Genomic DNA, 25,625 nt, shown 5'->3' with positions numbered 1-25,625 from the left:
GAATGAACTTCAGCGCTGCTCCTGCAGCCTGGGTTGTTGCGTCCGCCTGCCCGGTGTCACGTCGATCCGAATCTTGCCGTCTTTGCGCACGACGTCCAGTGTCGCGGCTTGTCCCGGTGTCAAGGCGGCCACGGCGGACAGCAGCTGGGCCACATTTGCGACACTGCGCCCGGCCACACTGGTGATCACATCGCCCGGGCGAATGCCAGCTTGGGCGGCCGGGCCGTTTTGCAGCACGCCGGTGATGATGACGCCAACGCCCGACTCGATGCCAAAGCTTTCGGCCAGTTCGGGAGTGAGGTCCTGGGGTTCCACACCGATCCAGCCGCGAGTGACCTGACCATCCTTCACGATGGCGTCCAGCACGCTGCGCGCGGTGGAGGTGGGGATTGCGAACCCGATGCCCATGGAGCCCCCCGACCGCGAGTAAATCGCGGTGTTGATGCCCATCAGATGGCCATTCACGTCCACCAGCGCCCCACCCGAATTGCCAGGGTTGATGGCTGCGTCGGTCTGGATGAAGTTCTCGAAGGTGTTGATGCCCAACTGAGTACGTCCCAGCGCGCTGACGATGCCGCTGGTGACTGTCTGGCCTACGCCAAAGGGGTTGCCGATGGCCAGCACCTGATCGCCAATGAACAAAGCGTCCGAATTGCCCAGCGTGATGACGGGCAGGTCTTTCAGGTCCACCTTGAGAATGGCCAGATCGGTTTCTGGATCGGTGCCGATCACCTGCGCAGCGCTCTTGCGACCATCGTTGAGAATCACCTCGATCTCATCGGCTTCCTCGATCACGTGGTTGTTGGTCAGGATGTAGCCGGCAGGGCTGACGATCACCCCTGAGCCCAGCCCTGCCTGGGGTTGTGACGGATTCTGGTCACCAAAGAAAAAACGGAACCAGGGGTCGGCAGCCTGCGGGTTGTTTTCAGGCGCTTTGCTGGTGTTGATGCTGACCACCGCTGGCGAAGCCGCGCGCGCGGCCGCTCTGAACCCATTCGTTGCGATGTTTTCGTTGGCCACGGCAGGGGTGGAGGACTCCAGCACGGGCACCACCGAAGCGGTGATCGGGCGCCGGTCCAGCCAGTCGGGCTTGAGCGTGGCGATCACGAAATAGGCGGCCAGCAGCACGGTCACGGATTGGGCAAAAACCAGCCAGAGTCGTTTCATGTCGGGTAGAAGTAGAGTGCACTTGCGCACCCGGGAGGTCGGGCGCTCTGCGGAAGATTCTCCGCCATTGTCCCGCATATGCCTGTGGGTTTGCGGAGTTCAAGTGAATTGACGCAGGTCAATGCACCGGCCATGTAACCGCAGTGCAATGAGCGCCTCTAAACGAAGAAACGGAGTGAGCGATGAAAGCCTTGGTGGACTTGTTCTCAACCGATTACGGTTTGTTCAGCATTGCCGGCATTGTCTTCATGATTTGTATGGCGATCTGGTTTTACCGGTTTTTCATGCGCAAGATGGACGAAGGCGAACGCGCTCAGCACTGAGGGAGCGCGGAACTCCAGACGCCGGCGGAGGCCACCGCCGGTAGTGCGCGGTTCCTGGAGGTGGCAAGATAGGGCGGGTGTCAGAATAGGTTGCTTGCCAGCCGTACCCCGGGCTTGCGGGTCCGATCTGGTTCGCACCCCGATGCCTGTTCCTTTGCCCCATGAGCCCTTCCGTGCCCCCTGACTCTACAAAAAACTTCCCGCAAGCACCCGCCGTCTCGCGAGAGATGTTGCTCGGTGCCTTGGACGCCCTGCTGCAACCGACGCTGTTTCGCGACTACGGTCCCAATGGACTGCAGGTGGAGGGGCGTGCTCATATTCGAAAGCTGGTCACCGGCGTGACGGCCAGCCGGGCGCTGATCGATGCGGCCGTGGGTTCCGGAGCCGATGCCATCCTCGTGCATCATGGCTTGTTCTGGCGCGGGCAGGATGGGCGGGTTACGGGCTGGATGAAGCAGCGTCTGTCGCGCCTGCTGGCCAACGAGATCAATCTGTATGCCTATCACCTGCCTCTGGACGGTCATGCGGAGTTGGGCAACAACGCGCAACTGGCCCGGCAACTGGGGATCGGCTTGTACGATGGGGAGCGTGGTCGTTTCGGCGAGCAGTCGTTGGGCTTCATCGGAAGGTGGTCCGCACCCTCGGCGAGCACCTTGGCAACCCACATCGGCAAAGTGCTCGGCCGGCCAGTGACGCTGGTGGCCGAACCTGACCGACCCATCGAACACGTGGCCTTGTGTACGGGCGGTGCACAGGGCTACTTCGAGGCGGCCATCGCGGCCGGCGCCGACGTGTTCATCACTGGTGAGATATCCGAACCCCAGGCGCACTATGCCCGCGAATGCGGCGTGGCCTACATTGCCTGCGGACACCACGCTTCCGAGCGCTATGGGGCGCCGGCAGTGGGTGCCCACGTGGCAGCCCAACTGGGCTTGGTGCATGAGTTCATTGACATTGACAATCCTGCCTGAACGATCCGATGAGAACAGTCCCAGCATCGCCCACCATTGACGGATCGGCCACCACCGAGTCGCCGGTGATTCTGACCATGGGAGATCCCGCGGGCATCGGTCCGGAAATCGTCGTCAAGGCCTTTCACGAGCGCCCGGAGTTGCTGCGACGGGTGGTGGTGGCGGGGGATGTTGCGACGCTCCGGCGTGCCGCTCGGGTGGTGCAAGCGGATTCGGGATTGGCTGCGGATGGTCTGATGCTGGCGCAACTTGCCGAGGTGTCTGACTTTGGCCAGGTGCCGCCGGGTTGCCTGGCCGTGGTGCAGGCCTGCGAACTGCCACAACCGGTACCACTCGGGCATGTCAGTGCTGCCGCCGGGCGGGCAGCGGCCGATTGCATTCGCTATGGCGCGCAGGCAGCTTTGGATGGTCGGGCCCGCGCTCTGGTGACAGCACCGATTCACAAGGAGGCGCTGGCCGCGGCCGGCGTGACGCATCCCGGGCACACCGAGATGCTGCAGGCTTTGGCGGCAGAGCACCACGGGCTGGATGTGAAGGAGCTTCCTGTCCGCATGATGTTGAGTTGTCCGGGCTTGCGCACGGTCCTGGTCAGCATCCACGTGTCGTTGCGGCAGGCGTTGCAGGCCGTGACGCTGGATCAGGTCTTGCAGACGCTTCGAATCACTCACCGCCATTTCGGTTCGGTGGGCTGGCCCCATCCGCGCATCGCCGTCGCGGGACTGAACCCGCATGCCGGGGAGGGCGGTCTGTTTGGCCTTGAGGAAATCGAGGTGATCGAGCCAGCGGTGCGCCAGGCGCGGGAAGAGGGCATCGATGCGAGTGGTCCACATGCGCCCGACACGGTTTTCATGCGCGCACGCCAGGGCGCATTCGATGTGGTGCTGGCGATGTACCACGACCAGGGCCTGATCCCCGTCAAGCTGCTGGGCCTGGAACATGGCGTGAACACCACGCTGGGGCTGCCTTTCGTGCGCACCAGTCCCGATCACGGCACGGCGTTCGATCTGGCCGGCACGGGCCGTGCCAGCGCAGCGAGTCTGCTGGCCGCCATCGACGCTGCGCTGTTGGCCACGCAGAACTGAACACCGCGTTCAGTCCGCCTTTCGTGGGCCGCCCGATCCGCAGGAAACGATGTGGCGCGAGAGGCTACTTCTTCAGGCTGTCGCGGATCTCACGCAGCAGCAACACATCTTCGGACGGCGCCGCGGGGGCCGCTGGTGCCGACACCTCGGCCCTCTTCAGGCGATTGATCTGTTTGACCATGATGAAAATGATGAACGCCAGGATGAGGAAGTTGATCGCAACGCTGATAAAGCTGCCATAGGCCAGCGTGGGGACGCCTGCGGCCTTCATGGCTGCCAGTGTGGGGGCTGTGCCCTCGGGGATTTTGCCGAGAGGTAGATACAGGTTGGAAAAATCGAGGCTGCCGACGATCGATCCCACGACGGGCATGATCACGTCATCGACCAGTGATCCCACAATCTTTCCGAAGGCGCCGCCGATGATCACACCGACCGCCAGGTCGATCACGTTGCCTTTGACGGCAAACTCTCTGAACTCTTGCATCATGCCCATGCGGGACCTCCAGATCGGATTGGGTTGGTTCTCTTGAAGCTGGCTTGAGGTGCAAAGACTTGCATCTCCGCTGCCAGCAGCGATTCTCATGCACGCAAGCAAAGTATTTCGGCCGGCTGGCGAAAGTCAAATGCGGACACAGCATCGCTTGTGAAAATGCCCAGTCAACCACGATGTCAGGCCAAAGTGGGCCTGATGAGCTCCAGTACAATGCCGGGTTGTCCCTAGTGTCCCCTCGAAACTGATTGAAAGATCCCCATGAGTGAAGCAACCGTCGATGCGACCGTCGATAGCAGCCGCCGAACCTGGCTGATCACATCCTGCGCCATGGGTGGCGTGGGTGCAGCTGCGGTCGCAGTTCCTTTCGTGAGCAGTTTTCAACCATCCGAGCGGGCCAAGGCCGCCGGCGCCGCGATCGAGGTGGATATTTCCACACTGCAGCCTGGCGAGAAGCGGGTGGTTGAGTGGCGCGGCAAGCCGGTGTGGATCATGCGGCGTACCCCCGAGCAGTTGGCGGCGCTGGAAAAGCAGGAAGATCAGTTGGCGGATCCGAACTCGGATCGCAAGACCTACCCCACGCCCGAATACGCAAAAAACCGCCATCGCTCCATCAAGCCTGAAGTGCTGGTTGCCGTGGGTATATGCACCCATCTGGGCTGTTCCCCTGGTGACAAGTTCACGCCCGGTCCTCAGCCTTCGCTGCCCGATGACTGGCAGGGCGGCTTCCTCTGCGCTTGCCACGGCTCCACGTTCGACGTGGCCGGGCGTGTCTTCAAGAACAAGCCGGCGCCGGACAACCTTGAAGTTCCTCCGCACTACTACCTGTCCGACACCACCCTGCTGGTCGGTGAAGAGAAAAAAGCCTGACCCGCTGCACCGCGCAGTGCACGCAGTCTACTGACCACAGAGGCATTCCATGGCTGAATTCAAAGAAATCTCCCCCGACGCTCCCCTGGGCCAAAAGGCCCTGAACTGGGTTGACAACAGGTTCCCGCTCTCCAAGCTCTTCAATGAGCACATGGCCGAGTACTACGCGCCGAAGAACTTCAACTGGTGGTACATCTTCGGTTCGCTGGCACTGCTGGTGCTGGTGATTCAGATCGTGACCGGCATCTTCCTCGTGATGCATTACAAGCCCGATGCGACCACGGCTTTTGCTTCGGTCGAGTACATCATGCGCGATGTGCCTTGGGGTTGGTTGATTCGCTACATGCATTCCACCGGGGCATCTGCCTTCTTCGTGGTGGTGTATCTCCACATGTACCGTGGCCTGATCTACGGCTCGTACCGCAAGCCGCGTGAACTGGTCTGGGTCTTCGGTTGTGCCATCTTCCTGGTGTTGATGGCCGAAGCTTTCATGGGCTATCTGCTGCCGTGGGGCCAGATGTCTTACTGGGGCGCCCAAGTGATCGTCAACCTGTTCTCGGCCATTCCCTTTGTTGGCCCCGATCTGGCCTTGTTGATCCGTGGCGATTTCGTGGTGGGCGACGCCACCCTCAACCGGTTCTTCAGCTTCCACGTGATCGCCGTGCCGCTGGTCCTGCTTGGCCTCGTGGTGGCGCACATCATTGCGCTGCATGAAGTGGGCTCCAACAACCCTGACGGCGTCGAGATCAAGGCAACCAAGGACGACAAGGGCATTCCGTTGGACGGCATTCCGTTCCACCCGTATTACAGCGTGCACGACATCTTCGGTGTGTCGCTGTTCCTGATGGTGTTCTCTGCCATCGTGTTCTTCGCGCCCGAGTTCGGTGGCTACTTCCTTGAGTACAACAACTTCATCCCGGCCGACCCGCTGGTCACGCCACTGCACATTGCGCCGGTCTGGTACTTCACGCCTTTCTATTCCATGCTGCGCGCCATCACCAGCGAGATGATGTACGCCTTGATCGCCTGCGTGTTGCTGGGCGCTCTGCTGGGTGTGATCAAAGCACGGCTCAACATGGTCATGAAGGGTGCGGTGGTGGGGGGGGCTGTGGTGCTGGTGGCCCTGATGATGGCCATCGATGCCAAGTTCTGGGGCGTGGTCGCCATGGGTGGCGCCGTCGTGATCCTGTTCTTCCTGCCCTGGCTGGACAACAGCCCCGTCAAGTCGATTCGCTACCGCCCGAGCTGGAACAAGTGGCTCTACCTGGTGTTCGTGATCAACTTCCTGATCCTGGGCTATCTAGGGGTGCAGCCGCCTTCGCCTGTTGGTGAACGTGTTTCGCAAGTGGGCACGCTGTTTTACTTCGGCTTTTTCCTGCTGATGCCCTGGTGGAGTCGCCTGGGCGAATTCAAGCCGGTGCCCAGCCGCGTCACCTTCCACCCCCATTGAGCCCACACGAGCCATTCCGGAGAGTCAAGCAAATGAAAAAAATCCTTATGGGCTTTGCGCTGGCCCTGGGCCTGTCGGGTTCGGTTCTGGCCGCTGGTGGTGGTTTCCCGCTGGACAAGGCGCCCAATCGCACCAACGACATGGCAGCCCTTCAAAACGGCGCCAAGCTGTTTGTCAACTACTGTCTGAGCTGCCATTCGGCGGCCTTCATGCGCTACAACCGCTTGCGGGACATCGGGTTGAACGACAAGCAGATTGCGGAAAACCTGACTTTTGCCACCGACAAGATTGGTGACACGATGAAGTCGGCGATCGATCCGCGGCAGGCGAAAGCCTGGTTTGGCGCCAACCCTCCCGACTTGACAGTGATCGCGCGCTCGCGTTCCAGCAGTGCCGGAACCGGGGCCGACTATATCTACACGTTGCTGCGCAGCTACTACCGCGACGAGACCAAGCCCACCGGCTGGAACAACTTGGTGTTCCCGAACATCGGGATGCCCAACCCGTTGTGGCAGTTGCAGGGTGAGCGCAAACCCGTCTACGAAAAGGTGGACAGCCACGGACACGAAGTGGAGTTGCTCAAAGGCTGGGACCAAGTCAAACCAGGTACGCTCAGCGCCGCTGAATACGACCAGAATGTCGGTGATCTGGTGGCCTATCTTCAGTGGATGAGCGAGCCGGCTCAAAACAGCCGCGTGCGCATCGGCGTGTGGGTTCTGCTGTTCCTTGCAGTCTTTACGCTGGTCGCTTGGCGCCTGAACGCGTCTTACTGGAAAGACGTCAAATAATCCGATTCGGGTTGAGGTGCGCCGCGTTGATGGCGTACTCCGTCCGTCCCACAGTGGATTGCGGCACCGGCATGGTGTTTTTGCAATCCACTGTTTTTTGCTTTAAGGAGACTCCCTCATGATGGTCTTGTACTCGGGCACCACCTGCCCCTATTCCCACCGCTGCCGTTTCGTTCTGTTCGAGAAGGGCATGGACTTTGAAATCCGGGACGTGGATCTGTACAACAAGCCCGAAGACATCGGTGTCATGAATCCGTATGGACAGGTGCCAATCCTGGTCGAGCGCGACTTGATCCTGTACGAATCGAACATCATCAACGAGTACATTGACGAGCGCTTCCCGCATCCCCAACTCATGCCGGGCGACCCGGTGGACCGCGCTCGCGTGCGCCTGTTCCTGCTGAACTTCGAGAAGGAGTTGTTCACGCATGTTTCGATGCTGGAATCGCGTAGCACCAAGGGCAACGAGAAGGCGCTGGAAAAAGCCCGCGCTCACATCCGCGACCGTCTGACCCAACTGGCTCCGGTGTTCCTCAAGAACAAGTTCATGCTGGGAGACAACTTCTCCATGCTGGACGTCGCCATAGCGCCGCTGTTGTGGCGCCTGGATTTTTACGGCATCGAACTGAGCAAGAATGCGGCACCATTGCTCAAGTACGCCGAACGCATCTTCTCGCGTCCCGCCTATATCGAGGCGCTGACGCCATCTGAAAAAGTGATGCGCAAGTGAGCGTGTGGTACTTCAAACCGGGTGAGGCGATGGGGTGCCGGCGGGGATTCAGATGAGTTCCATCGAGCAGGAGGCTCCCTCCACCCGTCCATACTTGATCCGTGCGCTGCATGAGTGGTGTGTTGATCACGGGTTTTCCCCCTATATCGCCGTGCAGGTGGATGCTTCGGTACAGGTGCCGATGGAATTCGTCCAGCATGGGGAAATCGTGCTCAATGTGAGCTTTGACGCCACCAGCTCCTTGCGGCTGGGCAACGATTTCATCGAATTCAAAGCGCGGTTTGGTGGCATCGCCCGAGAGATCGTGGTGCCGGTGAGTCATGTGGTGGCGATCTATGCGCGCGAGAACGGACAAGGCATGGCCTTTCCCCCGCCGTCTCCGGTCGCCACCCCTGCCGAACAGCAGAGCGAAGCGCCGAAGGCGCCTGCTGGCGCACCAGATCCAGCCCGTTCCCAGGACCCTCCAGACCGCGGGACGCTGCGTGCCGTACCAAACGAGGGTGCTCCCACGGAGGCGGTCGATCCCCTCAATTCACCGCCTGATGGTCCATCGCGTGGAGGTGGGCGACCCCAGCTCAAGCGCGTCAAGTAAAATCCGAGTCCCTGTTTCAGGGCCGCTTTAGCTCAGTTGGTAGAGCAATCGCCTTGTAAGCGATAGGTCGTCTGTTCGAGTCAGACAAGCGGCACCACCGTTGGCCCCACGGGGTGGCGGAGCGCAAATCCGACTTCATTGTTCCGGGATTTGGACTTTGATGCGAATTGAGTTAACCTGCGCCCCATTTTGGGTCAGGGCTTGTTGCAGGCTGGGCAGCAACTGGCGGAGCTTGGTCGATGCGGCTGCACTGCCCACCAAGAGGCACCATTCGGTGTCCTGTATGGGGCCCGCCTTGATGTGCCGACGAAGATTTGTCGGGATCAGGTGCTGCACCTGTTCCATGCATTGCCGGGACGCGCGTATGCGTTCCTGCAATGCAGCGAGCGAGGGGGCTGCTCCGACAGCCTGCTCCAGGCTGAGCATGGTGTGAAGTCGTGGGGCGGTGCTCATGCGATCTTGGGGCTTCGGGTTTGAAGCCGGTGCCATCACGAAAGGTTGAATTGTGCACATCATTATCACGGATGCCTGGTTGGCCAAGAGTCGGGCTCTGCACCTGAGCAGTCTGAAGCTGCTGGCGGCGGGTGTGGTGGCGTCGATGTTGCTGATGTTGGGGGCCGTGGCTGCCTATCACTGGGTGTTTCTTGAAGGTGTGCGTCAGGGGTGGCCAGGTTTTGGATCGGTGGCCCGCTTGGTCACACAGGGCGAGGTGGACTCGAAAGAGGTCTACATGCGCGAGAACCTCGACGCCATGGCGCGCAAACTCGGGGAGATGCAGGCGCGCATGCTGCAAATCGAATCCCTGGGCGAGCGGGTGGCGGGCCTGGCCGGACTCAACCCGCAGGAGTTCCGAGTCCACCAAGGTGCAGGCGGGGCGCTGATTTCAGGGCGCGACCTGACGTTGGAGGAGTTGGCGCAAGCCATGGACCAGCTGGATATGGCCAGTGGTTCGCGCGTTGACTGGTTGACGGTGGTGGAGTCGCGGCTCTTTGATCAGAAAATCCAGCGGACCATGGTGCCGACCGAACAACCGGTGGCCGGTGGACGTGTGGGTTCGCCGTTTGGTTTTCGCATCGATCCCATCAATGGGCGGTCGGCCTTGCACACTGGGCTGGACTTCCCGGCCGACACTGGAACGCCGATCCTGGCGGCGGCCGGTGGCGTTGTCGTGGTGCAAGAGGTTCACCCAGCGTACGGCAACATGGTCGAAGTCGATCACGGTAACAATCTGATCACCCGATATGCCCATGCATCCAAGGTGCACGTGCGGAAGGGGGATATTGTCAAACGAGGACAAAAGATTGCCGAGGTGGGTTCAACCGGTCGTTCAACCGGGCCCCATTTGCACTTTGAGGTCTGGGTGTCCGGGGTGCCCCAGGACCCCCAGCGGTTCCTCGCCGCTGGCGAGACCATGGCGACGGCCAGCCTGCAGGTCAGCAAGGCCCGCCTGCGCTGACCCGGCCCTGAGCGCCGGGTAAAATCAGCACTTTGCTCTTGAAAGCACAGCGTTCGTCAGCAGATCACGGGGACCTTCCTGGCGTTTTGTTTCGATCCGTTGGCCAGAGAGCCCACCGATTTCATTTAGCCCGGCCGGCGCGCGCTTGTCGCGTGTCCGGTACAGGCCTGCACGTATGGCCACAAACTTCCTCACCAAAATATTTGGTAGCCGCAACGACCGCTTGCTCAAGACCTACCGCAAGACGGTGGAGCGCATCAACGGCCTTGAACCCCAGTTTGAGAAACTCAGCGATGACGAGCTGAAGGCGCAGACCGATGTGTTCAAGCGCCGTATCACCGACGGCGAGGCCCTTGAGGCCATTCTGCCCGAGGCATTTGCGGTGGTTCGCGAGGCCAGCAAGCGCGTCATGAAGATGCGCCACTTCGACGTGCAGCTTGTAGGCGGACTGGCGCTGCACCATGGCAAAGTGGCCGAAATGCGCACCGGCGAGGGCAAGACGCTGACCGCCACGCTGCCCGTGTATCTGAACGCGCTCACCGGCAAGGGTGTGCACGTCGTGACGGTCAACGACTACCTGGCGAGTCGTGACGCGCAGTGGATGGGGCGGCTGTACAACTTTCTCGGCCTCACCGTGGGCATCAACCTGCCGCAAGCACCGCGCGAAGAGAAGCAGGCCGCCTACCGGGCCGACATCACCTACGGCACCAACAACGAATACGGTTTTGACTACCTGCGCGACAACATGGTCTATGAGTCCGCCGACCGTGTGCAGCGAGGTCTGAACTACGCCATCGTTGACGAGGTGGACTCGATCCTGATCGACGAGGCCCGCACGCCGCTGATCATCAGCGGTCAGGCCGAGGACCAGACCGAGGTGTACTTGGCGATCAAGCAGTTGGTTCCCCATCTGGTGCGACAAGAAGGCGAAGCCGATCCCCGCACGGGCGAAGGCGTCATCAAGCCTGGCGACTTCACGCTGGATGAGAAAGCGCATTCCATCCACATGACCGAGCAGGGGCATGAAAATGCCGAACGCCTGTTGAGCCAGGCCGGTCTGCTGCCCGAGGGCGCCTCGCTGTACGACCCGGCCAACATCGCGCTGCTGCACCACCTGGTGACGTCGCTCAAGGCGCACCATCTCTACCACCGCGACCAGCACTATGTGAACCAGAACGGCGAGATTGTCATCGTCGACGAGTTCACCGGCCGCCTGATGTCCGGGCGGCGCTGGAGCGATGGCTTGCACCAGGCCGTGGAGGCCAAGGAAGGGGTGGCGATCCAGCCGGAGAACCAGACGCTGGCATCGATCACGTTCCAGAACTATTTCCGCCTGTACGGCAAGCTCTCCGGCATGACCGGTACGGCCGATACCGAGGCCTACGAGTTCCAGGAAATCTACGGTCTGGAAACCGTGGTGATTCCACCGAACCGGCCAAGCAAACGCGAGGACCAGCTGGACCGCGTGTACAAGACCACCAACGAGAAGTACGTGGCTGCGATCGAAGACATCCGCGAATGCCATGAGCGAGGCCAACCGGTGCTGGTGGGCACCTCGTCGATCGAGAACTCGGAAATCATTGCGGATCTGCTGACGAAAGAGAAGCTGCCTCACGAGGTGCTCAACGCCAAGCAGCACGCCCGCGAGGCCGACATCATCGTGCAGGCCGGCCGTCCTGGTGCCATCACCATCGCGACCAACATGGCCGGTCGCGGGACCGACATCGTGCTCGGCGGTAACCTGGAGAAGATGAGCGCCGCTATTGAGGTCGACGAGTCGCTGGACGCCGCAGCCAAGGCTGCCCGTCTCGAAACCCTGCGCCAGCAGTGGCAGCTGGACCATGAGAAGGTCAAGGCCCTGGGTGGTTTGCGCATCATCGCCACCGAACGCCACGAATCGCGTCGCATCGACAACCAGTTGCGCGGCCGCTCCGGTCGCCAGGGCGACCCGGGCTCGTCTCGCTTCTATCTGAGCCTGGACGACTCGTTGATGCGGATCTTCGCGGGCGACCGCGTGCGCGCCATCATGGATCGGCTGAAGATGCCTGAAGGGGAAGCCATCGAGGCGGGCATTGTCACGCGCAGTATCGAAAGCGCGCAACGCAAGGTCGAAGCGCGTAACTTCGACATCCGCAAACAGTTGCTCGAATACGATGACGTCTCCAATGATCAGCGCAAAGTGATCTACCAGCAGCGCAACGACATCCTGGATGCGCAGAGCCTGCGCGCCCAGATCGATTCCTTGCGCGACGGCTGCTTCACCGACCTTGTGCATCAGTACGTGCCCGAGGGCAGCGTTGAAGAACAGTGGGACTTGCCCGCGCTGGAGCGGGTGTTGCGCGAAGAGTGGTCGGTGGATGCGCCGGTGACGTCCTGGGTGTCGGACGCCGAGGCGATCGACGTGGAAGAAATCGTCGAGCGCGTGCTGGCTGCGGCCAAGGCGGTGTTTGACGGCAAGGTGCAGACCGTGGGCGAAGAGAACTTCACCCAGTTCGAGCGCGTGGTGCTGTTGCAGACCATCGACAGCCAATGGCGCGAGCATCTGTCGGCGCTCGACTATCTGCGCCAAGGGATTCATCTGCGCGGCTACGCGCAGAAACAACCCAAACAGGAGTACAAGCGCGAAGCCTTTGTGCTTTTCGGTCAGTTGCTCGACAGTGTCAAGAACGACGTCAGCCGGATTCTGATGAATGTGCGCGTGCAGTCGGCCGAGCAGATGTCGGAAGTCGCAGAACAACTGGAAGATCGTGCCGAGCGGATCACCAATGTGACCTATACCGCACCCACCGAAACGGGCGAGGCTCAGACCATCACCGATTCGGATACCGAGGTGACCACGGTTCCCCGGGTCGGTCGCAACGAAGCCTGCCCCTGTGGAAGCGGAAAGAAGTACAAACACTGCCACGGCAAGCTGGACTGAACCCTTCCTGCGGCGACCGCTGGCCGCCGCAGGGTGGTCGGATCCATTCAAGGAGTCTCATGCCTGTTCTTCTCAACCCACCCCGAGCCGCTGATCTGCTGGCCATTCCCGGTGTGCGCATTGGTGTTGCGCAAGCCGGTATCCGCAAGGCCAATCGCAAGGACTTGACGGTCTTCCTGCTCGATGAGGGCAGTGCCGTGGGCGCGGTGTTCACACAGAATCGTTACGCTGCAGCGCCGGTGCAGGTGTGCCGCGAGCATTTGGGGTCCGGCAGCCCGATCCGTGTCATGGTCGTCAACACCGGGAACGCCAACGCCGGAACCGGCGAGCCCGGGCTCGCCCATGCCCGTCAGACCTGTTCCGCGCTTGCGTTGGCGCTGGGTTTGCAGCATGAGCAGGTGCTGCCGTTTTCAACGGGTGTGATCATGGAGCCGCTACCGCTTGAGCGCCTGCTGTCCGGTCTGCCCGCTGCGCTCGAAAGCGCGGCGCAACCTGTGGTGACGGGCGGTGAGCAGTGGCTGTCGGCTGCGGAAGGCATCATGACCACCGACACCTTGCCTAAAGCGATCAGTCGTCAGGCCACAGTGGGTGGGCGCATGGTCAGCGTGACCGGCATCGCCAAGGGAGCCGGCATGATCCGGCCCAACATGGCCACCATGCTCGGTTTCGTGGCCACGGATGCCTGTGTAGATCCCGGGCTTATGAACGCGCTGGCGCGCCGTCTGGCCGATGTGTCGTTCAACCGCGTGACGGTGGATGGCGACACCTCCACCAACGATTCGTTTGTGATCGTGGCCACGGGTCAGGCGGGCAACGCCGCCGTGACCGATCTGGACAGCCCGGATGGACAGGCGCTGTTGGCGGTACTCACCCCGGTGGCGCAACATCTGGCCCATGCCATCGTCCGCGATGGCGAGGGGGCCACCAAGTTCATCACCGTGCAGGTCGAAGGCGGCGGCACGGCGGCGGAATGTCTGCAGGTGGCCTACGCAGTGGCACATTCGCCCCTGGTGAAGACGGCGTTCTTCGCCAGCGATCCGAATCTGGGGCGCATCCTCGCCGCTGTGGGCTACGCTGGCATAGCAGACCTGGATGCAACCAAGATCGAACTGCATCTGGGTGATGTGCATGTGGTGGCCGCTGGTGGCCGCCATCTGGCCTACCGCGAGGAAGACGGCCAACGCGTGATGAAGGAAGCCGAGATCCTGGTGCGCATCGGCTTGGGGCGTGGAACCGCCGCCGAGACGGTGTGGACCTGTGATTTCAGCCACGACTACGTGACGATCAACGCGGATTACCGTTCATGAGATTCTCCATTTTTCTGCACGCCGCGTGCACGCCAAAGGCTGCTGTTCTCGTGGCTGTGTTGTGTTGAAGCGCCCGAGATGAATGAGAACTTCGAGCGTTTGCTGGAGCGGGCCGAGCAACTGATCTCCCGCATCGAATCCGTGTTGCCGCAACCGTTGGGGGCACCCGACTGGTCGGCTTCGGTGGCGTTTCGCTACCGCAAACGAAGCAGCGGTCATGGTGTGCTGGAGCCGGTGCGCCATGTGGGTGCGATGCGCCTGACCGATCTGCAGGAGATTGATGGTCAGAAGGACAAGATCCAGCGCAACACCCATCAATTTGTACAGGGGCTGCCAGCCAACAACGTGCTGCTCACCGGAGCCCGAGGCACCGGCAAGTCATCCCTGGTCAAGGCTTGCCTTCACGAGTTTTCTGCACAAGGGCTGCGATTGATCGAGGTGGACAAGGCAGATCTGGTGGATCTGCCCGACATCGTGAACGTGGTGGCTGAGCGCCCCGAGCGCTTCATCGTGTTCTGCGACGACCTGAGTTTTGAAGAAGGTGAGCCGGGCTACAAGGCACTGAAATCCATCCTGGATGGTTCGGTGGCGGCCGCAGGTCCGAACGTGCTGATTTACGCTACCAGCAACCGACGCCATCTGCTACCGGAATACATGAAAGAAAACCTCAGCTACACCCATACCTCCGATGGCGAGGTGCACCCCGGGGAAGTGGTGGAGGAGAAAATTTCCCTGTCCGAGCGCTTCGGTCTTTGGGTGAGTTTTTATCCATTCAGTCAGGACGAGTACCTGTCCATCGTGGCCCAGTGGTTGTCGTCTTTCGGCGTCTCGGCCGGCGAAATCGAGGCGGCCCGTTCGCAGGCCCTGGTGTGGGCGTTGGAGCGGGGCTCGCGCAGTGGCCGTGTGGCCTACCAGTTCGCGCGCGACTACGCAGGTACGCATGCCACCCGGGGCTGATGTGAAACGTCCCCGTTTTCCTGCTCCTTGGACCACCGTTGCTTCCATGCCAGAGAGCCGTTTCAAGGCGGATCCCGATGAACGATAGGGTTCTGGTGGTCGATGCCGACCGCCAGCGCGGCGATTCGGGTGACCGGCCGGTGGTGGATGTGGCTGTGGGGATTTTGATCGACTCCGCCAGCCGGTTTCTGCTGACGTCCCGGCCCGAAGGTAAGGTCTATGCAGGCTATTGGGAGTTTCCAGGAGGAAAGCTCGAAGCCGGTGAAGACGTGGAGCAGGCCTTGCGGCGCGAACTGCAGGAAGAAATCGGGGTGACGATAGGCGCTGTACATGCCTGGAGGGAGGCGCTTGTGGACTACCCCCATGCCTTGGTGCGGTTGCATTTCTGCAAAGTGTTCGACTGGACCGGCGCCCTGCACATGCGTGAGGGACAGCAGTTCAGCTGGGAGCGTCTGCCGGTTTGCTGTCGTCCGGTGTTGGCCGGAACGGTGCCCGTGCTGGAATGGCTGGCCGCGGAACAGGCTGCCTGAGCGCTGTTTCGCAAAAATTGTTCAGCTCTGCTCGAAATCCGGATCCCTGTTGGGTAACTGCTCGGGCAGTTTGAAGCGTTCGCTGGCCCAAGCACCCAAGTCCATGTTCTTGCAGCGTTCGTCGCAGAAGGGGCGGAACCGGTTGTTGGGCCCATACACGCTGGGTCCTCCGCAGCCGGGGCAACGCACGATATGGCTTGGGGCTTCGTTGGCGGTGTTTACCATGGACCACCTCAAGCGCAGAGCGTCAGTTCGAAAGTGGCATCTTCCTGCGCCAGGTGCAGTCGGTCGTCGTCGCCCTTGCGCATCAGTCGCACGGAGAGCAACAGCCGATTGCCGCTGATCTCGGGTATCAGACCTTGTGAGGGATCGATGCGCAAACGCAGCAACTGGAAACTACGACCTTGCGGCAGGTTCTGCTGGAATTGGCCGGCCGGTGCCACCACCTTCTGCGGTGATCCAGAGTCCCTGAGCATCTTCAGCAGCAGCACAATGGACTCTGCCAACGGCGCCAGCGGTTCGGCCCAGCGCTGCAGATCGGCCTGGCGCTGTTCTGTGCTGTGGTGCTGCCAGTCGAAATAGGCAGGCAAGTCGAATTCACAGGTGCCCCCGGGTATGCCGATGCGACTACGGATGCTCATGAGCCAATCGTTCTCGGTCAGGGACTGGCCTGTTTTGCCCACGAGTTGGTTGAGCTGGGTGAAACAGTCATCCAGCTGGGCAATGACACCGTCCAGCACCTGCTCGGCAATCGCCGGGTTGCCCCGGTAGCTGTTGAGCTGCTGTTTCTGCCGGTCGATGTCTTTGAGCACATCGGACTTCATGTCGGCGCGTGAGGCGACGTCCATGATCTCGAAAATGGTCTGGATGGCGTAGTGATGATCCAGCGCGTGGCTGCGTGGTACCAACTCGGCCAGACGACGGAACAGCTGCTCCAGCCGCAGGTAGGTTCGTATGCGTTCGTTGAGAGGGTATTCGTACAGGATCACAGCGGCGGAGCTTCGCAGAGTCTGGCATCGGACAGGGCTTTCATCATAGCCCGAACTCATCGGCGAGCAGACCCACCAGGCGCTGCAAGGGTTCGATCTGGTAACCGTCGTTGAAGATCACCGTGTCGGCGGCGACCAGTCTTCGTGCGCGCGGAGACTGGCTGCGCAACACGGCTTCTATGGTGCCGCGGTTCCAACCGTTGCGCTCGGTCACGCGGCGGATCTGCGTTTCCTCCGAACAGTCCACCACCAGCACGCGGTCGAGCTGGTGGCGCCACTCTGGCGACTCAACCAGCAAGGGCACATCGAACACCAGGCATGGTGAGCCGGACGCAGCGGCTTGTCGTTGGATTTCAGCGCGCACCAAGGGGTGGACGATGGCCTCAAGGACCTGTCTGGCTTCGGGGTGGTTGAACACATGATCGCGCATGTGCGGACGATCCAGCGCTCCGCCCGGGGTGATGAACTCAGGTCCGAAAGCTTGTGTGATGGCCGGGATGGCCGCACCGCCTTCGAGCGTGCAGGCGCGGGAAATGGCATCGGCGTCTATCACGGTGGCCCCCCGCTGCTGCAGCAAGTGGGCCACCGTACTCTTGCCGCTGCCGATGCCTCCGGTGAGTCCCAGGCGCAGGATGGTGCGCGCGGTCATGGCAGGATCAAAGGCCGATGATGGACACGATGGCCGTGGGGCCGAAAATCATCGAGGTCAAGCCAGCTACTGCCAGGAACGGACCGAAGGGTACATAACCGCCTTCGCGCAGCTGTCCCAAGAGCTTGATCGCTATGCCGACAATGGCACCAACAACAGATGCCATGAGGATGACCGGAATGAGCGCTTGCCAGCCAAACCACGCGCCAAAGGCTGCGAATAGTTTGAAGTCGCCATAGCCCATGCCTTCCTTGCCGGTCACCAGCTTGAAGGCCCAATACACCAGCCACAGCGAGAGGTAACCGGCGACCGTCCCCCAGAGGGCGTCGGGCAGTGCTGTGTCGGTCAAACGCAGGCCAGCTGCGCAGAGGCCCGCCCAAAGCAGTGGAAGCGTGATGTCGTCGGGCAGCAGTGTGGTGTCCCAGTCGATACAGGCCAGCGCTAGGACGGCGGCTGAAAAGCCGCACCAGGCCAGCGCCTCTGCGGTCAAGCCCCAGTTCCATCCACACCAGGCAAACAGCGCCGCTCCAACCAGTTCCACCAGCGGATACCGGAGGCTGATGGGGGCCGCGCAACTGCGGCATTTGCCTCGCAGTACCAGATAGCTGAGCACCGGGATGTTTTCAAACCAGCGGATTGAGTGCCCGCAGTGCGGGCAACGAGACCGGGGAACGACCAAGTTGAACGGCGCGGGTTCTGCGCTCTGGGCTTGCTGCCCCGGGTCCACAGGTGGATGCAGCTCCGCGCATTCGGCCGCCCAACGCAGCTCCATCATCTTGGGCAGACGGTGGATGACCACATTCAGAAAACTGCCCACCAGCAAACCCAGCACACCCAGTAGCGCCGCGTCCAGAACACCCGCATCCGGCATCAAACCACCTGGCCCAGCTTGAAGATGGGCAGGTACATGGAAACCACGATGCCGCCAATGATGGTGCCCAGAATCACGATGATGATGGGTTCCATCAGGCTGGACAGACCGGCCACCATATCGTCCACTTCGGCTTCGTAAAAGTCGGCAGCTTTGCCCAACATATGGTCAATGGAGCCGGACTCTTCCCCGATGGCACACATCTGCAGCACCATGGATGGGAAGAGGTTGGCATTGGTCATGGCGTTGGTCAGACTGGTGCCGGTGGAGACTTCCTGTTGGATCTTCTCGGTCGCCTGGGCATAGACCGAATTGCCGGAGGCGCCGCCCACCGAGTCCAGTGCTTCGACCAGGGGCACCCCTGCAGCGAACATCGTCGCGAGCGTGCGGGTCCAGCGTGCAATGACCGCTTTTTCCACCAATGCGCCAAAGATCGGCATCCTCAGCATGAGGCGGTCCATGAACATCTGGACCTTTTCATTGCGGCGCCACGCCTGCATGAAGAAATAGAAGCCGCCGCCGAGGCCACCGAAGATCAGCCACCAGTATTCGGTGAAAAACTCGCTCATGGCGATGACGAACAAGGTGGGACCGGGCAGATCGGCGCCGAAAGAAGTGAACACTTGCTTGAACGAGGGAATCACGAAAATCATGATCACCGCCACCACGACAAAGGCCACGATGATCACCGAGATGGGGTACATCAGCGCCGACTTGATTTTGGACTTGATGGCCTCGGTCTTCTCCATGTAGACGGCAAGACGGTCGAGCAACTCTTCCAGAATACCGGCCGCTTCACCCGCTTCCACCAGGTTGCAATAGAGGCTGTCGAAGTACAGCGGGTTCTTGCGGAACGCCGCGCTGAGCGATGTGCCGGTTTCGACATCGCTGCGAATGTCGTTGAGCAGCTTGGTCACGCTGGGGTTGGGATTGCCACGGCCAACGATGTCAAAGGCCTGCAGCAGCGGGACGCCGGCCTTCATCATGGTCGCCAGCTGACGGGTGAAAATGGCAATGTCCTTGGGCTTGATTCTCTTGCCCGACGACATGCGTCTCTTCTTCACCTTGCCTGGCACGATGCCTTGCCGGCGCAACGCAGCCAGCACTTGGTTTTCACCGGCTGCCCGGGTTTCGCCTCTAACCGACTTGCCGTTGCGGTCCTTGCCTTCCCATTCGAAGACGAAGTCCTTGATGCTTTTGGATGCAGCAGTTGCCATGGTGTTCTCGGGTTCCTGTGTCTAGCGCGGGCTCATTCGTTGGTGACGCTCAGAACTTCTTCCAGCGACGTCAGGCCTTGTCTGACTTTGAGAAGTCCCGATTCGCGCAGAGTGCGCACGCCTTCAACACTGGCCTGCTTGGCAATGTCCAGCGCGCTGCCGCCACGCAAAATGATGCGCTGGATCTCCTCCGAAATGGGCATGACCTGGTAGATACCGACGCGCCCCTTGTAGCCGTTGTTGCATGCCGAACAACCCACTGGCTTATAGGGTGTCCAAGTGCCATCCAGTTCTTCGCTTTTGAACCCGGCATCGACCAACGCTTTGCGAGGAACGTCCAACGGTGCCTTGCAAGTGGCGCACAGCCTGCGTGCGAGACGCTGTGCGGTGATCAGGATCACGCTGGAAGCGATGTTGAACGTAGGGATACCCATGTTCATCATCCGCGTGAGCGTGGTCGGTGCATCGTTGGTGTGAAGGGTCGAGAGCACCATGTGGCCGGTCTGTGCGGCCTTGATGGAGATGTCTGCGGTCTCCAGATCGCGAATTTCACCCACCATGATCACGTCTGGATCCTGGCGCAGAAAGGCCTTGAGGGCCGCCGCGAAGGTCAGCCCGGCTTTTTCGTTGACGTTGACCTGATTGACGCCCGGCAGGTTGATTTCGGATGGATCCTCAGCTGTCGAGATATTGATGCCGGGCTTGTTGAGAATATTCAGACAGGTGTAGAGCGACACAGTTTTGCCCGAGCCCGTGGGCCCGGTCACGAGCACCATGCCATAGGGGCGGCTGATGGCGTTCATCAACCGCTCCTTTTCTTCAGGTTCATAACCCAGGGCGTCGATGCCGACCTTGGCACTGCTCGGGTCCAGGATGCGGATCACGATCTTCTCGCCGAACAGCGTTGGCAACGTGCTGACCCGGAAGTCGATCACCCGGTCTGGCCCTACCTTGAGCTTCATGCGGCCATCCTGGGGCACCCGCTTTTCGGAGATATCCATGCGGGAAATCACCTTGATGCGGGAGGCCAGCTTGTCCTTGATCGCAATCGGAGGAGAGGCAATCTCTCGCAACTCGCCATCGACGCGAAAACGCACCCGGTAGGTGTGTTCGTAGGGTTCGAAGTGCAGATCGGAGGCTCGCATGTTGAACGCGTCGAGCAACATTTTGTGCAGAAACTTGACGACCGGCGCGTCATCGACCTCCGCAGCCTTGTCGGTTGCATCGGCCACGACAGGGTCAGTGGCCATGTCGTCGAACTCGAAATCACTGCCTCCGATGATGTTGTCCATCGCCTCGTTGGCGGTGGTGGTCTGGGCTTCCACCAGCTTGCTGAGCTTGTCGTATTCCGCGATCACCCAGTCCACACCCATTTGGGTCGCGAACTTGATCTTTTCTGCGGCTTGCTGGTCGGCGGGGTCGGCCGTGGCCACCATCAGGCGGTTGTTGCGCTTGCTCAGGACAACGATGCGATAGTCTGCGCAGATTCGCGAGTCCAGCAGACCTTTGGGCAGCCGTCCAACGTCGATGGCATCCAGATCCAACAGCGGAGCGGCGAAGGCTGTGGACATGGTGTGCGCCAAGTCTGCCGCAGAAACTGAGCCTGAACCGATCAGCTCAGCGATGAAACTGCTGCGACTGCTTTGCGCCTTTTTGTACAGATCCTCTGCAGTTTTTTGCCCCAACTTTCCCGCAGACACCAGTGCTCGGCCAAGGCCGGGCAAGGCCATGGAAGGGGTCTCTTGGATCACTGTATCGACAGATGCCATAAACCCGTAATCTAACGTAAATCAATGACTTGGCCGCCACTATTCAGGCGATTTGTGTCGAAAATGCGCCTCCGCGCGCGTTTGGCGTTGTATGGAGGTAGCGAAACGGGAGAACCTCGTGCCAGACTGGGGCACACCGAGTCTTTGGGTTTGCAAAGTGATGGGAATCTGGTCGGGGTGAGAGGATTCGAACCTCCGGCCTCTACGTCCCGAACGTAGCGCTCTACCAGGCTAAGCTACACCCCGATGGGCCTTGGCGGCCAATCATTAGGTGACCGCGATGGTCACCAAAGACTCTTTAGGAGCGTCGCTCCAGCAGTCCAGCCGCCAATTGTAGCAAAGCTGTGGTGTAGGCATTGGAGGGAAGCTGACGGACCGCGTCAATGGCCCTTTGTGCTTCGGTCATGGCGCTGTTGCGGGCCGATGTGAGGGCCCCGGTTTGTACGATGATGGAGAGGATGTCGTCCAGATGGGTGAGGTCCCCATGCTGAATAGCCTGGCGAATCAGGCTTTGCTCGGTATCAGAGGCGGTTCGCAGCGCACAGATGATCGGCAGGGTGACCTTGCCTTCGCGCAGGTCATCCCCCAGGTTTTTGCCCAGTTCACCAGCGCTGCCTTCGTAGTCCAGTACGTCGTCGATCACTTGGAAGGCTGTCCCCAATGCCTGGCCGTAGGTGGCGCAGAGGGCTTCGATCTGTGGGTTGGCCCCTGCCAGTATCGGAGCCAGCCGAGCGCTTGCCTCAAACAGCTTGGCTGTTTTGGAGCGAATCACGCGCAGGTAGGCTGCCTCATCCAGTGTGGTGTCGTGCATGTTCATGAGTTGCAGCACCTCGCCCTCCGCGATCACATTGGTGGCATCGGACAGTACCTGCATGACCCGCATGTCATTGACATCCACCATCATTTGAAAGGCTCGCGAGTACAGAAAATCGCCCACCAGCACACTGGCGGCATTCCCGAACCGTTCGTTGGCCGTTTCCCTGCCCCGACGCAAGGTCGACTCGTCGACCACATCATCGTGCAGCAGGGTGGCGGTGTGAATGAACTCCACCACTGCGGCCAGGGCGTGGCGATGGGGGTTTTGGCTGCCCAGGGCTCCACTGACAAGCAAAAGCAAGGCGGGGCGCAGGCGTTTGCCACCCGCCGAGATGATGTATTGGGCCACTTCGCGGACCAGCGGAACCTCGGTGGTCAGCCGTTCGCTGATCACCTGATCAACCCGTTGCATGTCCAGATGGATCAGATCCAGAGGGGTGGATGTGGGGAGTGAGGTTGAGGTCAAGATGCGGGCGATCTGAGGAGGGTGTCTGGGGTGCAGGCCGCGATTATAGAAAGCCGGTGCGGGCGGGCTCCATGAGTCAGCTCGCTTGCTCTTGGAGTGCACGATGGGCTCTGTGACTTGATGCTGACTCCAGGCCGTGCTAAAATAGATGGTTCAGTGGAATTTGGTCCGCTGGGTATCCATGCGTGGATTTTTTACAAGAGGTTCATATGTACGCGGTCATAAAAACCGGCGGCAAACAGTATCGTGTTGCTGCTGGCGAAAAAATTAAAGTAGAACAGATTGCTGCGGATGTGGGCCAAGAGATCGTGTTTGACCAGGTTCTGGCTGTCGGCAACGGCACCGAGATCAAGGTTGGCACTCCCTTGGTTTCCGGCGCAACGGTCACGGTCACGGTGTTGGCACATGGCAGGCACGACAAGGTCAGCATCTTCAAGATGCGCCGTCGCAAGCACTACCAGAAGCGTCAAGGTCACCGTCAGAATTTCACCGAACTGCAGATTTCGTCGATCGCAGCCTGAGGAGTAAGTCAACATGGCACAGAAAAAAGGCGGCGGCTCTACGCGAAACGGGCGCGATTCGAAGCCCAAGATGCTCGGCGTGAAAGCGTTTGGTGGTGAGCTGGTCAGCGCAGGCTCGATCATCGTTCGCCAACGGGGCACCAAGTTCCACCCTGGCGTGAATGTGGGTCTGGGCAAGGACCACACCCTGTTTGCCACGGCTGACGGGCATGTCACCTTCGCCGTCAAAGGCGAGTTGAACCGCCACGTGGTGAGCATCACACCCGTCTGAGACGGGGCGCTGTGCCGCTGCCGGATTCTTTGAATCGGAGCAGCAACCGTGGCACTGGTGATGTCTTGATTACAAAAGGCCCGCCTATGCGGGCCTTTTGTGTTGGTTTTTTCCGAGAATACGTGTCATGAAATTTGTAGACGAAGCCACGATCGAAGTCGCAGCGGGCGATGGCGGCAATGGCTGCGCCTCGTTCAGGCATGAGAAATACAAAGAGTTTGGTGGCCCAGATGGTGGAGACGGCGGCCGTGGCGGTCACGTATACGCTGTGGCGGATGCCAGCCTGAACACTTTGGTGGATTTCCGCTACACGCGGCGTTTCGAGGCCCACCGTGGCGAGCACGGTAAGGGTTCGGACATGTTCGGTGTCAAGGGCGACGACATCGTGTTGAAGATGCCGGTAGGGACCATCATTGCGGATGCCGAGACCGGCGAAGTGCTGCACGAGTTGCTGCAGCCGGGCGAGCAGATCACCATCGCCAAGGGGGGTGATGGCGGCTTCGGCAACATGCATTACAAAAGCTCGACCAACCGTGCGCCGCGTCAGAAAACGCCAGGGTGGGCCGGGGAAAAGCGCACGCTCAAGCTGGAGCTCAAGGTGTTGGCCGATGTCGGCTTGTTGGGGATGCCCAACGCGGGCAAGTCCACGCTGATCGCCGCCATATCCAATGCCCGGCCGAAAATTGCCGACTATCCGTTCACCACGCTGTATCCGAATCTCGGTGTGGTGCGGGTGGCGCCGGAAAAAAGTTTTGTGGTGGCCGATGTGCCGGGTTTGATCGAAGGTGCGTCGGAGGGCGCGGGGTTGGGGCACCAGTTCCTGCGTCATTTGCAGCGCACCCGGCTGCTGTTGCACATGCTCGATGTGGCGCCGTTCGACGAAGGCGTGGACCCCGTGGTGCAAGCCAAGGCCATCGTGGCGGAGCTCAAGAAGTTTGATCAGAAGCTGTACGACAAACCGCGCTGGCTGGTGCTCAACAAGCTCGACATGGTGAGCGCCGAGGAGCGTGAAGCCCGTGTCAAGGACATCGTCAAGCGGCTGAAGTACAAGGGGCCGGTGTTCGAAATCTCTGCCCTGACGCGCGAAGGCTGTGAGCGGCTGGTGCAGTCGGTTTATGAGTATCTGTCCAAGGAGTTCCAGTCGCATCAGCAGCCGGTGGATGTGGACCCACGTTTCGTGGACGATCCGCGTGGCGTCTGATGGCTCTGGCCAGAAACAATCCGCATAAGACGAACAATTCCATGGGCGATGTGGTGACGAATCCGAATGGCGTGGTGGATCAGGCCAGTGTGCTGAGAACCGCGCGCCGCATTGTGGTCAAGGTCGGGTCGAGCCTGGTGACCAACGAGGGCAGGGGTCTGGACGAAGAGGCGATCGGGCACTGGTGCGAACAACTCGCCTCGCTGGTCCAGCAGGGGCGCGAGCTGATCATGGTCAGCAGCGGCGCGGTGGCCGAGGGCATGAAGCGCCTGGGCTGGACCGCGCGGCCCAAGGAGATCAACGAGCTGCAGGCAGCCGCAGCCGTGGGCCAGATGGGTCTGGTTCAGATGTACGAAACCAAGTTGCGTGGCTGCGGCGTGGGCAGCGCTCAGGTTCTGCTCACCCATGCCGACCTGGCCGACCGCGAGCGCTACCTCAATGCCCGCTCGACCCTGCTCACGCTGTTGCAGTTGGGTGTGGTCCCGGTGATCAACGAAAACGACACGGTCGTCAACGACGAAATCAAGTTCGGTGACAACGACACGCTGGGCGCACTGGTGGCCAATCTGGTGGAGGCCGACGTGTTGGTGATTCTGACCGATCAGCGCGGGCTGTACACGGCCGATCCGCGTCGTGATCCGAGCGCGACGTTCGTGCACGTTGCGCGTGCGGGGGATGCCCAGCTTGAGGCCATGGCCGGCGGCGCGGGTTCGGGCATTGGCAAGGGCGGCATGATCACCAAGATACTGGCCGCCAAACGGGCGGCCGGTTCGGGCGCTTCCACCGTCATTGCCTGGGGCCGTGAGCCCCAGGTCCTGCAGCGTCTGTGCGAAGGTGAGGCCATCGGCACCTGCCTGCTGGCCCAGACACCGAAGAACCAGGCGCGAAAGCGCTGGATGGCCGACCACCTGCAACTGCGCGGCGCTGTCATGGTTGACGCGGGGGCAGCGGGCAAAATCGTGGGGGAAGGCAAGAGCCTGCTGCCGATCGGCATGACCGCCGTGGAGGGGGAATTTTCACGCGGGGATGTGATCGCTGTGCGTGATCCGGCCGGGTTGGAGATCGCCCGCGGGCTGGCGAACTACGCCAGTTCAGAGGCCCGGCTCCTGTGCCGCAAGTCGTCCAGCGATTTCGAGCGCTTGCTCGGCTATGTCGCCGAACCGGAGATGATCCACCGGGACAACCTGGTGCTTGCGCGCGGCTGATCTCGCTCCGCGGCGTC

General features: G+C 60.9%; 27 protein-coding genes and 2 tRNA genes. 18 read left to right on the top strand and 11 right to left on the bottom strand.

Annotation, left to right across the window (positions count from 1 at the left end; all coding sequences use genetic code 11):
• Positions 1-9: 9 nt before the first annotated feature.
• Positions 10-1,167, bottom strand: coding sequence for a Do family serine endopeptidase (locus HTA01S_RS19365; RefSeq protein ID WP_068174394.1), 1,158 nt, complete (start codon positions 1,165-1,167; stop codon positions 10-12).
• A 182-nt stretch (positions 1,168-1,349) separates the two neighbouring features.
• Here HTA01S_RS19365 and HTA01S_RS24850 point away from each other — a divergent pair, with 182 nt between their 5' ends.
• The 3 genes from HTA01S_RS24850 (at position 1,350) to pdxA (ending at position 3,543) form a co-directional block, all read left to right on the top strand.
• Positions 1,350-1,490 carry a DUF3149 domain-containing protein gene (locus HTA01S_RS24850; protein ID WP_084236307.1) on the top strand — a complete coding sequence of 47 codons (141 nt, stop codon included), beginning with the start codon at positions 1,350-1,352 and terminating at the stop codon, positions 1,488-1,490.
• A gap of 161 nt (positions 1,491-1,651) precedes the next feature.
• Complete coding sequence (locus HTA01S_RS19360; RefSeq protein ID WP_084236305.1) at positions 1,652-2,461, top strand: Nif3-like dinuclear metal center hexameric protein; 810 nt, start codon at positions 1,652-1,654, stop codon at positions 2,459-2,461.
• An 8-nt stretch (positions 2,462-2,469) separates the two neighbouring features.
• Positions 2,470-3,543, top strand: coding sequence for a 4-hydroxythreonine-4-phosphate dehydrogenase PdxA (gene pdxA / locus HTA01S_RS19355; protein ID WP_068174392.1), 1,074 nt, complete (start codon positions 2,470-2,472; stop codon positions 3,541-3,543).
• A gap of 64 nt (positions 3,544-3,607) precedes the next feature.
• Here the strand turns inward: pdxA and mscL are convergent, their stop codons facing one another.
• Positions 3,608-4,036 carry a large conductance mechanosensitive channel protein MscL gene (gene mscL / locus HTA01S_RS19350; RefSeq protein ID WP_068174391.1) on the bottom strand — a complete coding sequence of 143 codons (429 nt, stop codon included), beginning with the start codon at positions 4,034-4,036 and terminating at the stop codon, positions 3,608-3,610.
• A 258-nt stretch (positions 4,037-4,294) separates the two neighbouring features.
• Here mscL and petA point away from each other — a divergent pair, with 258 nt between their 5' ends.
• The 6 genes from petA to HTA01S_RS19320 all read left to right on the top strand — a co-directional run bounded on the left by petA (position 4,295) and on the right by HTA01S_RS19320 (position 8,560).
• The gene (gene petA, locus HTA01S_RS19345; protein WP_068174390.1) at positions 4,295-4,903 is read left to right on the top strand and encodes a ubiquinol-cytochrome c reductase iron-sulfur subunit; all 609 of its coding nucleotides are present in this window, start codon (positions 4,295-4,297) and stop codon (positions 4,901-4,903) included.
• A 49-nt stretch (positions 4,904-4,952) separates the two neighbouring features.
• Positions 4,953-6,353 (top strand): cytochrome b, encoded by a 1,401-nt coding sequence (locus HTA01S_RS19340; protein ID WP_068174389.1) that lies wholly within the window; start codon positions 4,953-4,955, stop codon positions 6,351-6,353.
• A 32-nt stretch (positions 6,354-6,385) separates the two neighbouring features.
• The gene (locus HTA01S_RS19335; RefSeq protein ID WP_068174388.1) at positions 6,386-7,141 is read left to right on the top strand and encodes a cytochrome c1; all 756 of its coding nucleotides are present in this window, start codon (positions 6,386-6,388) and stop codon (positions 7,139-7,141) included.
• 118 nt (positions 7,142-7,259) lie between these two features.
• A complete protein-coding gene (locus HTA01S_RS19330; RefSeq protein ID WP_068174387.1) occupies positions 7,260-7,871 on the top strand; it encodes a glutathione S-transferase N-terminal domain-containing protein in 612 nt (203 codons plus the stop codon).
• Positions 7,872-7,923: 52 nt separating this feature from the next.
• Positions 7,924-8,463, top strand: a complete 540-nt coding sequence (locus HTA01S_RS19325) for a ClpXP protease specificity-enhancing factor (protein ID WP_068174386.1) — start codon at positions 7,924-7,926, stop codon at positions 8,461-8,463.
• A 21-nt stretch (positions 8,464-8,484) separates the two neighbouring features.
• Positions 8,485-8,560: transfer RNA gene (locus tag HTA01S_RS19320), tRNA-Thr, on the top strand.
• Positions 8,561-8,598: 38 nt separating this feature from the next.
• On the opposite strand, the gene HTA01S_RS19315 is transcribed toward HTA01S_RS19320, so the two are convergent.
• A complete protein-coding gene (locus HTA01S_RS19315; RefSeq protein ID WP_068174385.1) occupies positions 8,599-8,916 on the bottom strand; it encodes a DciA family protein in 318 nt (105 codons plus the stop codon).
• A 52-nt stretch (positions 8,917-8,968) separates the two neighbouring features.
• Between HTA01S_RS19315 and HTA01S_RS19310 the strand changes: the two genes are divergently transcribed.
• The 5 genes from HTA01S_RS19310 to HTA01S_RS19290 all read left to right on the top strand — a co-directional run bounded on the left by HTA01S_RS19310 (position 8,969) and on the right by HTA01S_RS19290 (position 15,633).
• On the top strand, positions 8,969-9,919 hold the full coding sequence (locus HTA01S_RS19310; RefSeq protein ID WP_068174384.1) for a M23 family metallopeptidase: 951 nt from the start codon (positions 8,969-8,971) through the stop codon (positions 9,917-9,919).
• Between the two features lie 175 nt (positions 9,920-10,094).
• A complete protein-coding gene (secA, locus tag HTA01S_RS19305; RefSeq protein ID WP_068174383.1) occupies positions 10,095-12,839 on the top strand; it encodes a preprotein translocase subunit SecA in 2,745 nt (914 codons plus the stop codon).
• Between the two features lie 59 nt (positions 12,840-12,898).
• Complete coding sequence (gene argJ, locus HTA01S_RS19300; RefSeq protein ID WP_068174382.1) at positions 12,899-14,146, top strand: bifunctional glutamate N-acetyltransferase/amino-acid acetyltransferase ArgJ; 1,248 nt, start codon at positions 12,899-12,901, stop codon at positions 14,144-14,146.
• A 78-nt stretch (positions 14,147-14,224) separates the two neighbouring features.
• Positions 14,225-15,103, top strand: a complete 879-nt coding sequence (locus HTA01S_RS19295; protein WP_068174381.1) for an ATP-binding protein — start codon at positions 14,225-14,227, stop codon at positions 15,101-15,103.
• Positions 15,104-15,180: 77 nt separating this feature from the next.
• Complete coding sequence (locus tag HTA01S_RS19290; protein ID WP_068174380.1) at positions 15,181-15,633, top strand: NUDIX domain-containing protein; 453 nt, start codon at positions 15,181-15,183, stop codon at positions 15,631-15,633.
• Positions 15,634-15,654: 21 nt separating this feature from the next.
• On the opposite strand, the gene HTA01S_RS19285 is transcribed toward HTA01S_RS19290, so the two are convergent.
• From HTA01S_RS19285 to HTA01S_RS19250, 8 genes are all read right to left on the bottom strand, one after another.
• Positions 15,655-15,858, bottom strand: a complete 204-nt coding sequence (locus HTA01S_RS19285; protein ID WP_068174379.1) for a DNA gyrase inhibitor YacG — start codon at positions 15,856-15,858, stop codon at positions 15,655-15,657.
• An 8-nt stretch (positions 15,859-15,866) separates the two neighbouring features.
• Complete coding sequence (zapD, locus tag HTA01S_RS19280) at positions 15,867-16,622, bottom strand: cell division protein ZapD (RefSeq protein ID WP_068174378.1); 756 nt, start codon at positions 16,620-16,622, stop codon at positions 15,867-15,869.
• 43 nt (positions 16,623-16,665) lie between these two features.
• Entirely contained in the window at positions 16,666-17,271 is a 606-nt protein-coding gene (coaE, locus tag HTA01S_RS19275) for a dephospho-CoA kinase (protein WP_068174377.1), read from the bottom strand.
• Positions 17,272-17,278: 7 nt separating this feature from the next.
• The gene (locus HTA01S_RS19270; protein ID WP_068174376.1) at positions 17,279-18,142 is read right to left on the bottom strand and encodes a prepilin peptidase; all 864 of its coding nucleotides are present in this window, start codon (positions 18,140-18,142) and stop codon (positions 17,279-17,281) included.
• Positions 18,142-19,359, bottom strand: a complete 1,218-nt coding sequence (locus tag HTA01S_RS19265; protein ID WP_068174375.1) for a type II secretion system F family protein — start codon at positions 19,357-19,359, stop codon at positions 18,142-18,144. Before HTA01S_RS19265 ends, HTA01S_RS19270 begins: the two co-directional genes overlap by 1 nt.
• Positions 19,360-19,391: 32 nt before the next feature.
• Positions 19,392-21,128 carry a type IV-A pilus assembly ATPase PilB gene (pilB, locus tag HTA01S_RS19260; RefSeq protein ID WP_068174374.1) on the bottom strand — a complete coding sequence of 579 codons (1,737 nt, stop codon included), beginning with the start codon at positions 21,126-21,128 and terminating at the stop codon, positions 19,392-19,394.
• Between the two features lie 169 nt (positions 21,129-21,297).
• Positions 21,298-21,374, bottom strand: a tRNA-Pro gene (locus tag HTA01S_RS19255).
• A gap of 52 nt (positions 21,375-21,426) precedes the next feature.
• Positions 21,427-22,356, bottom strand: coding sequence for a polyprenyl synthetase family protein (locus HTA01S_RS19250; RefSeq protein ID WP_068174373.1), 930 nt, complete (start codon positions 22,354-22,356; stop codon positions 21,427-21,429).
• Positions 22,357-22,619: 263 nt separating this feature from the next.
• Here HTA01S_RS19250 and rplU point away from each other — a divergent pair, with 263 nt between their 5' ends.
• From rplU to proB, 4 genes are all read left to right on the top strand, one after another.
• Entirely contained in the window at positions 22,620-22,931 is a 312-nt protein-coding gene (rplU, locus tag HTA01S_RS19245; RefSeq protein ID WP_068174372.1) for a 50S ribosomal protein L21, read from the top strand.
• 13 nt (positions 22,932-22,944) lie between these two features.
• Entirely contained in the window at positions 22,945-23,202 is a 258-nt protein-coding gene (rpmA, locus tag HTA01S_RS19240) for a 50S ribosomal protein L27 (RefSeq protein ID WP_068174371.1), read from the top strand.
• 127 nt (positions 23,203-23,329) lie between these two features.
• Entirely contained in the window at positions 23,330-24,403 is a 1,074-nt protein-coding gene (gene cgtA, locus HTA01S_RS19235) for an Obg family GTPase CgtA (RefSeq protein WP_068174370.1), read from the top strand.
• A 41-nt stretch (positions 24,404-24,444) separates the two neighbouring features.
• Positions 24,445-25,608, top strand: coding sequence for a glutamate 5-kinase (proB, locus tag HTA01S_RS19230; RefSeq protein ID WP_407656123.1), 1,164 nt, complete (start codon positions 24,445-24,447; stop codon positions 25,606-25,608).
• Positions 25,609-25,625: the final 17 nt, after the last annotated feature.

This window comes from Hydrogenophaga taeniospiralis CCUG 15921 (assembly GCF_001592305.1).
GTDB classification, from domain to species: Bacteria; Pseudomonadota; Gammaproteobacteria; order Burkholderiales; family Burkholderiaceae_C; genus Hydrogenophaga; species Hydrogenophaga taeniospiralis.
Note: the sequence above shows the minus strand (reverse complement) of the source record. Positions and strands in the feature narration are given on the sequence as shown.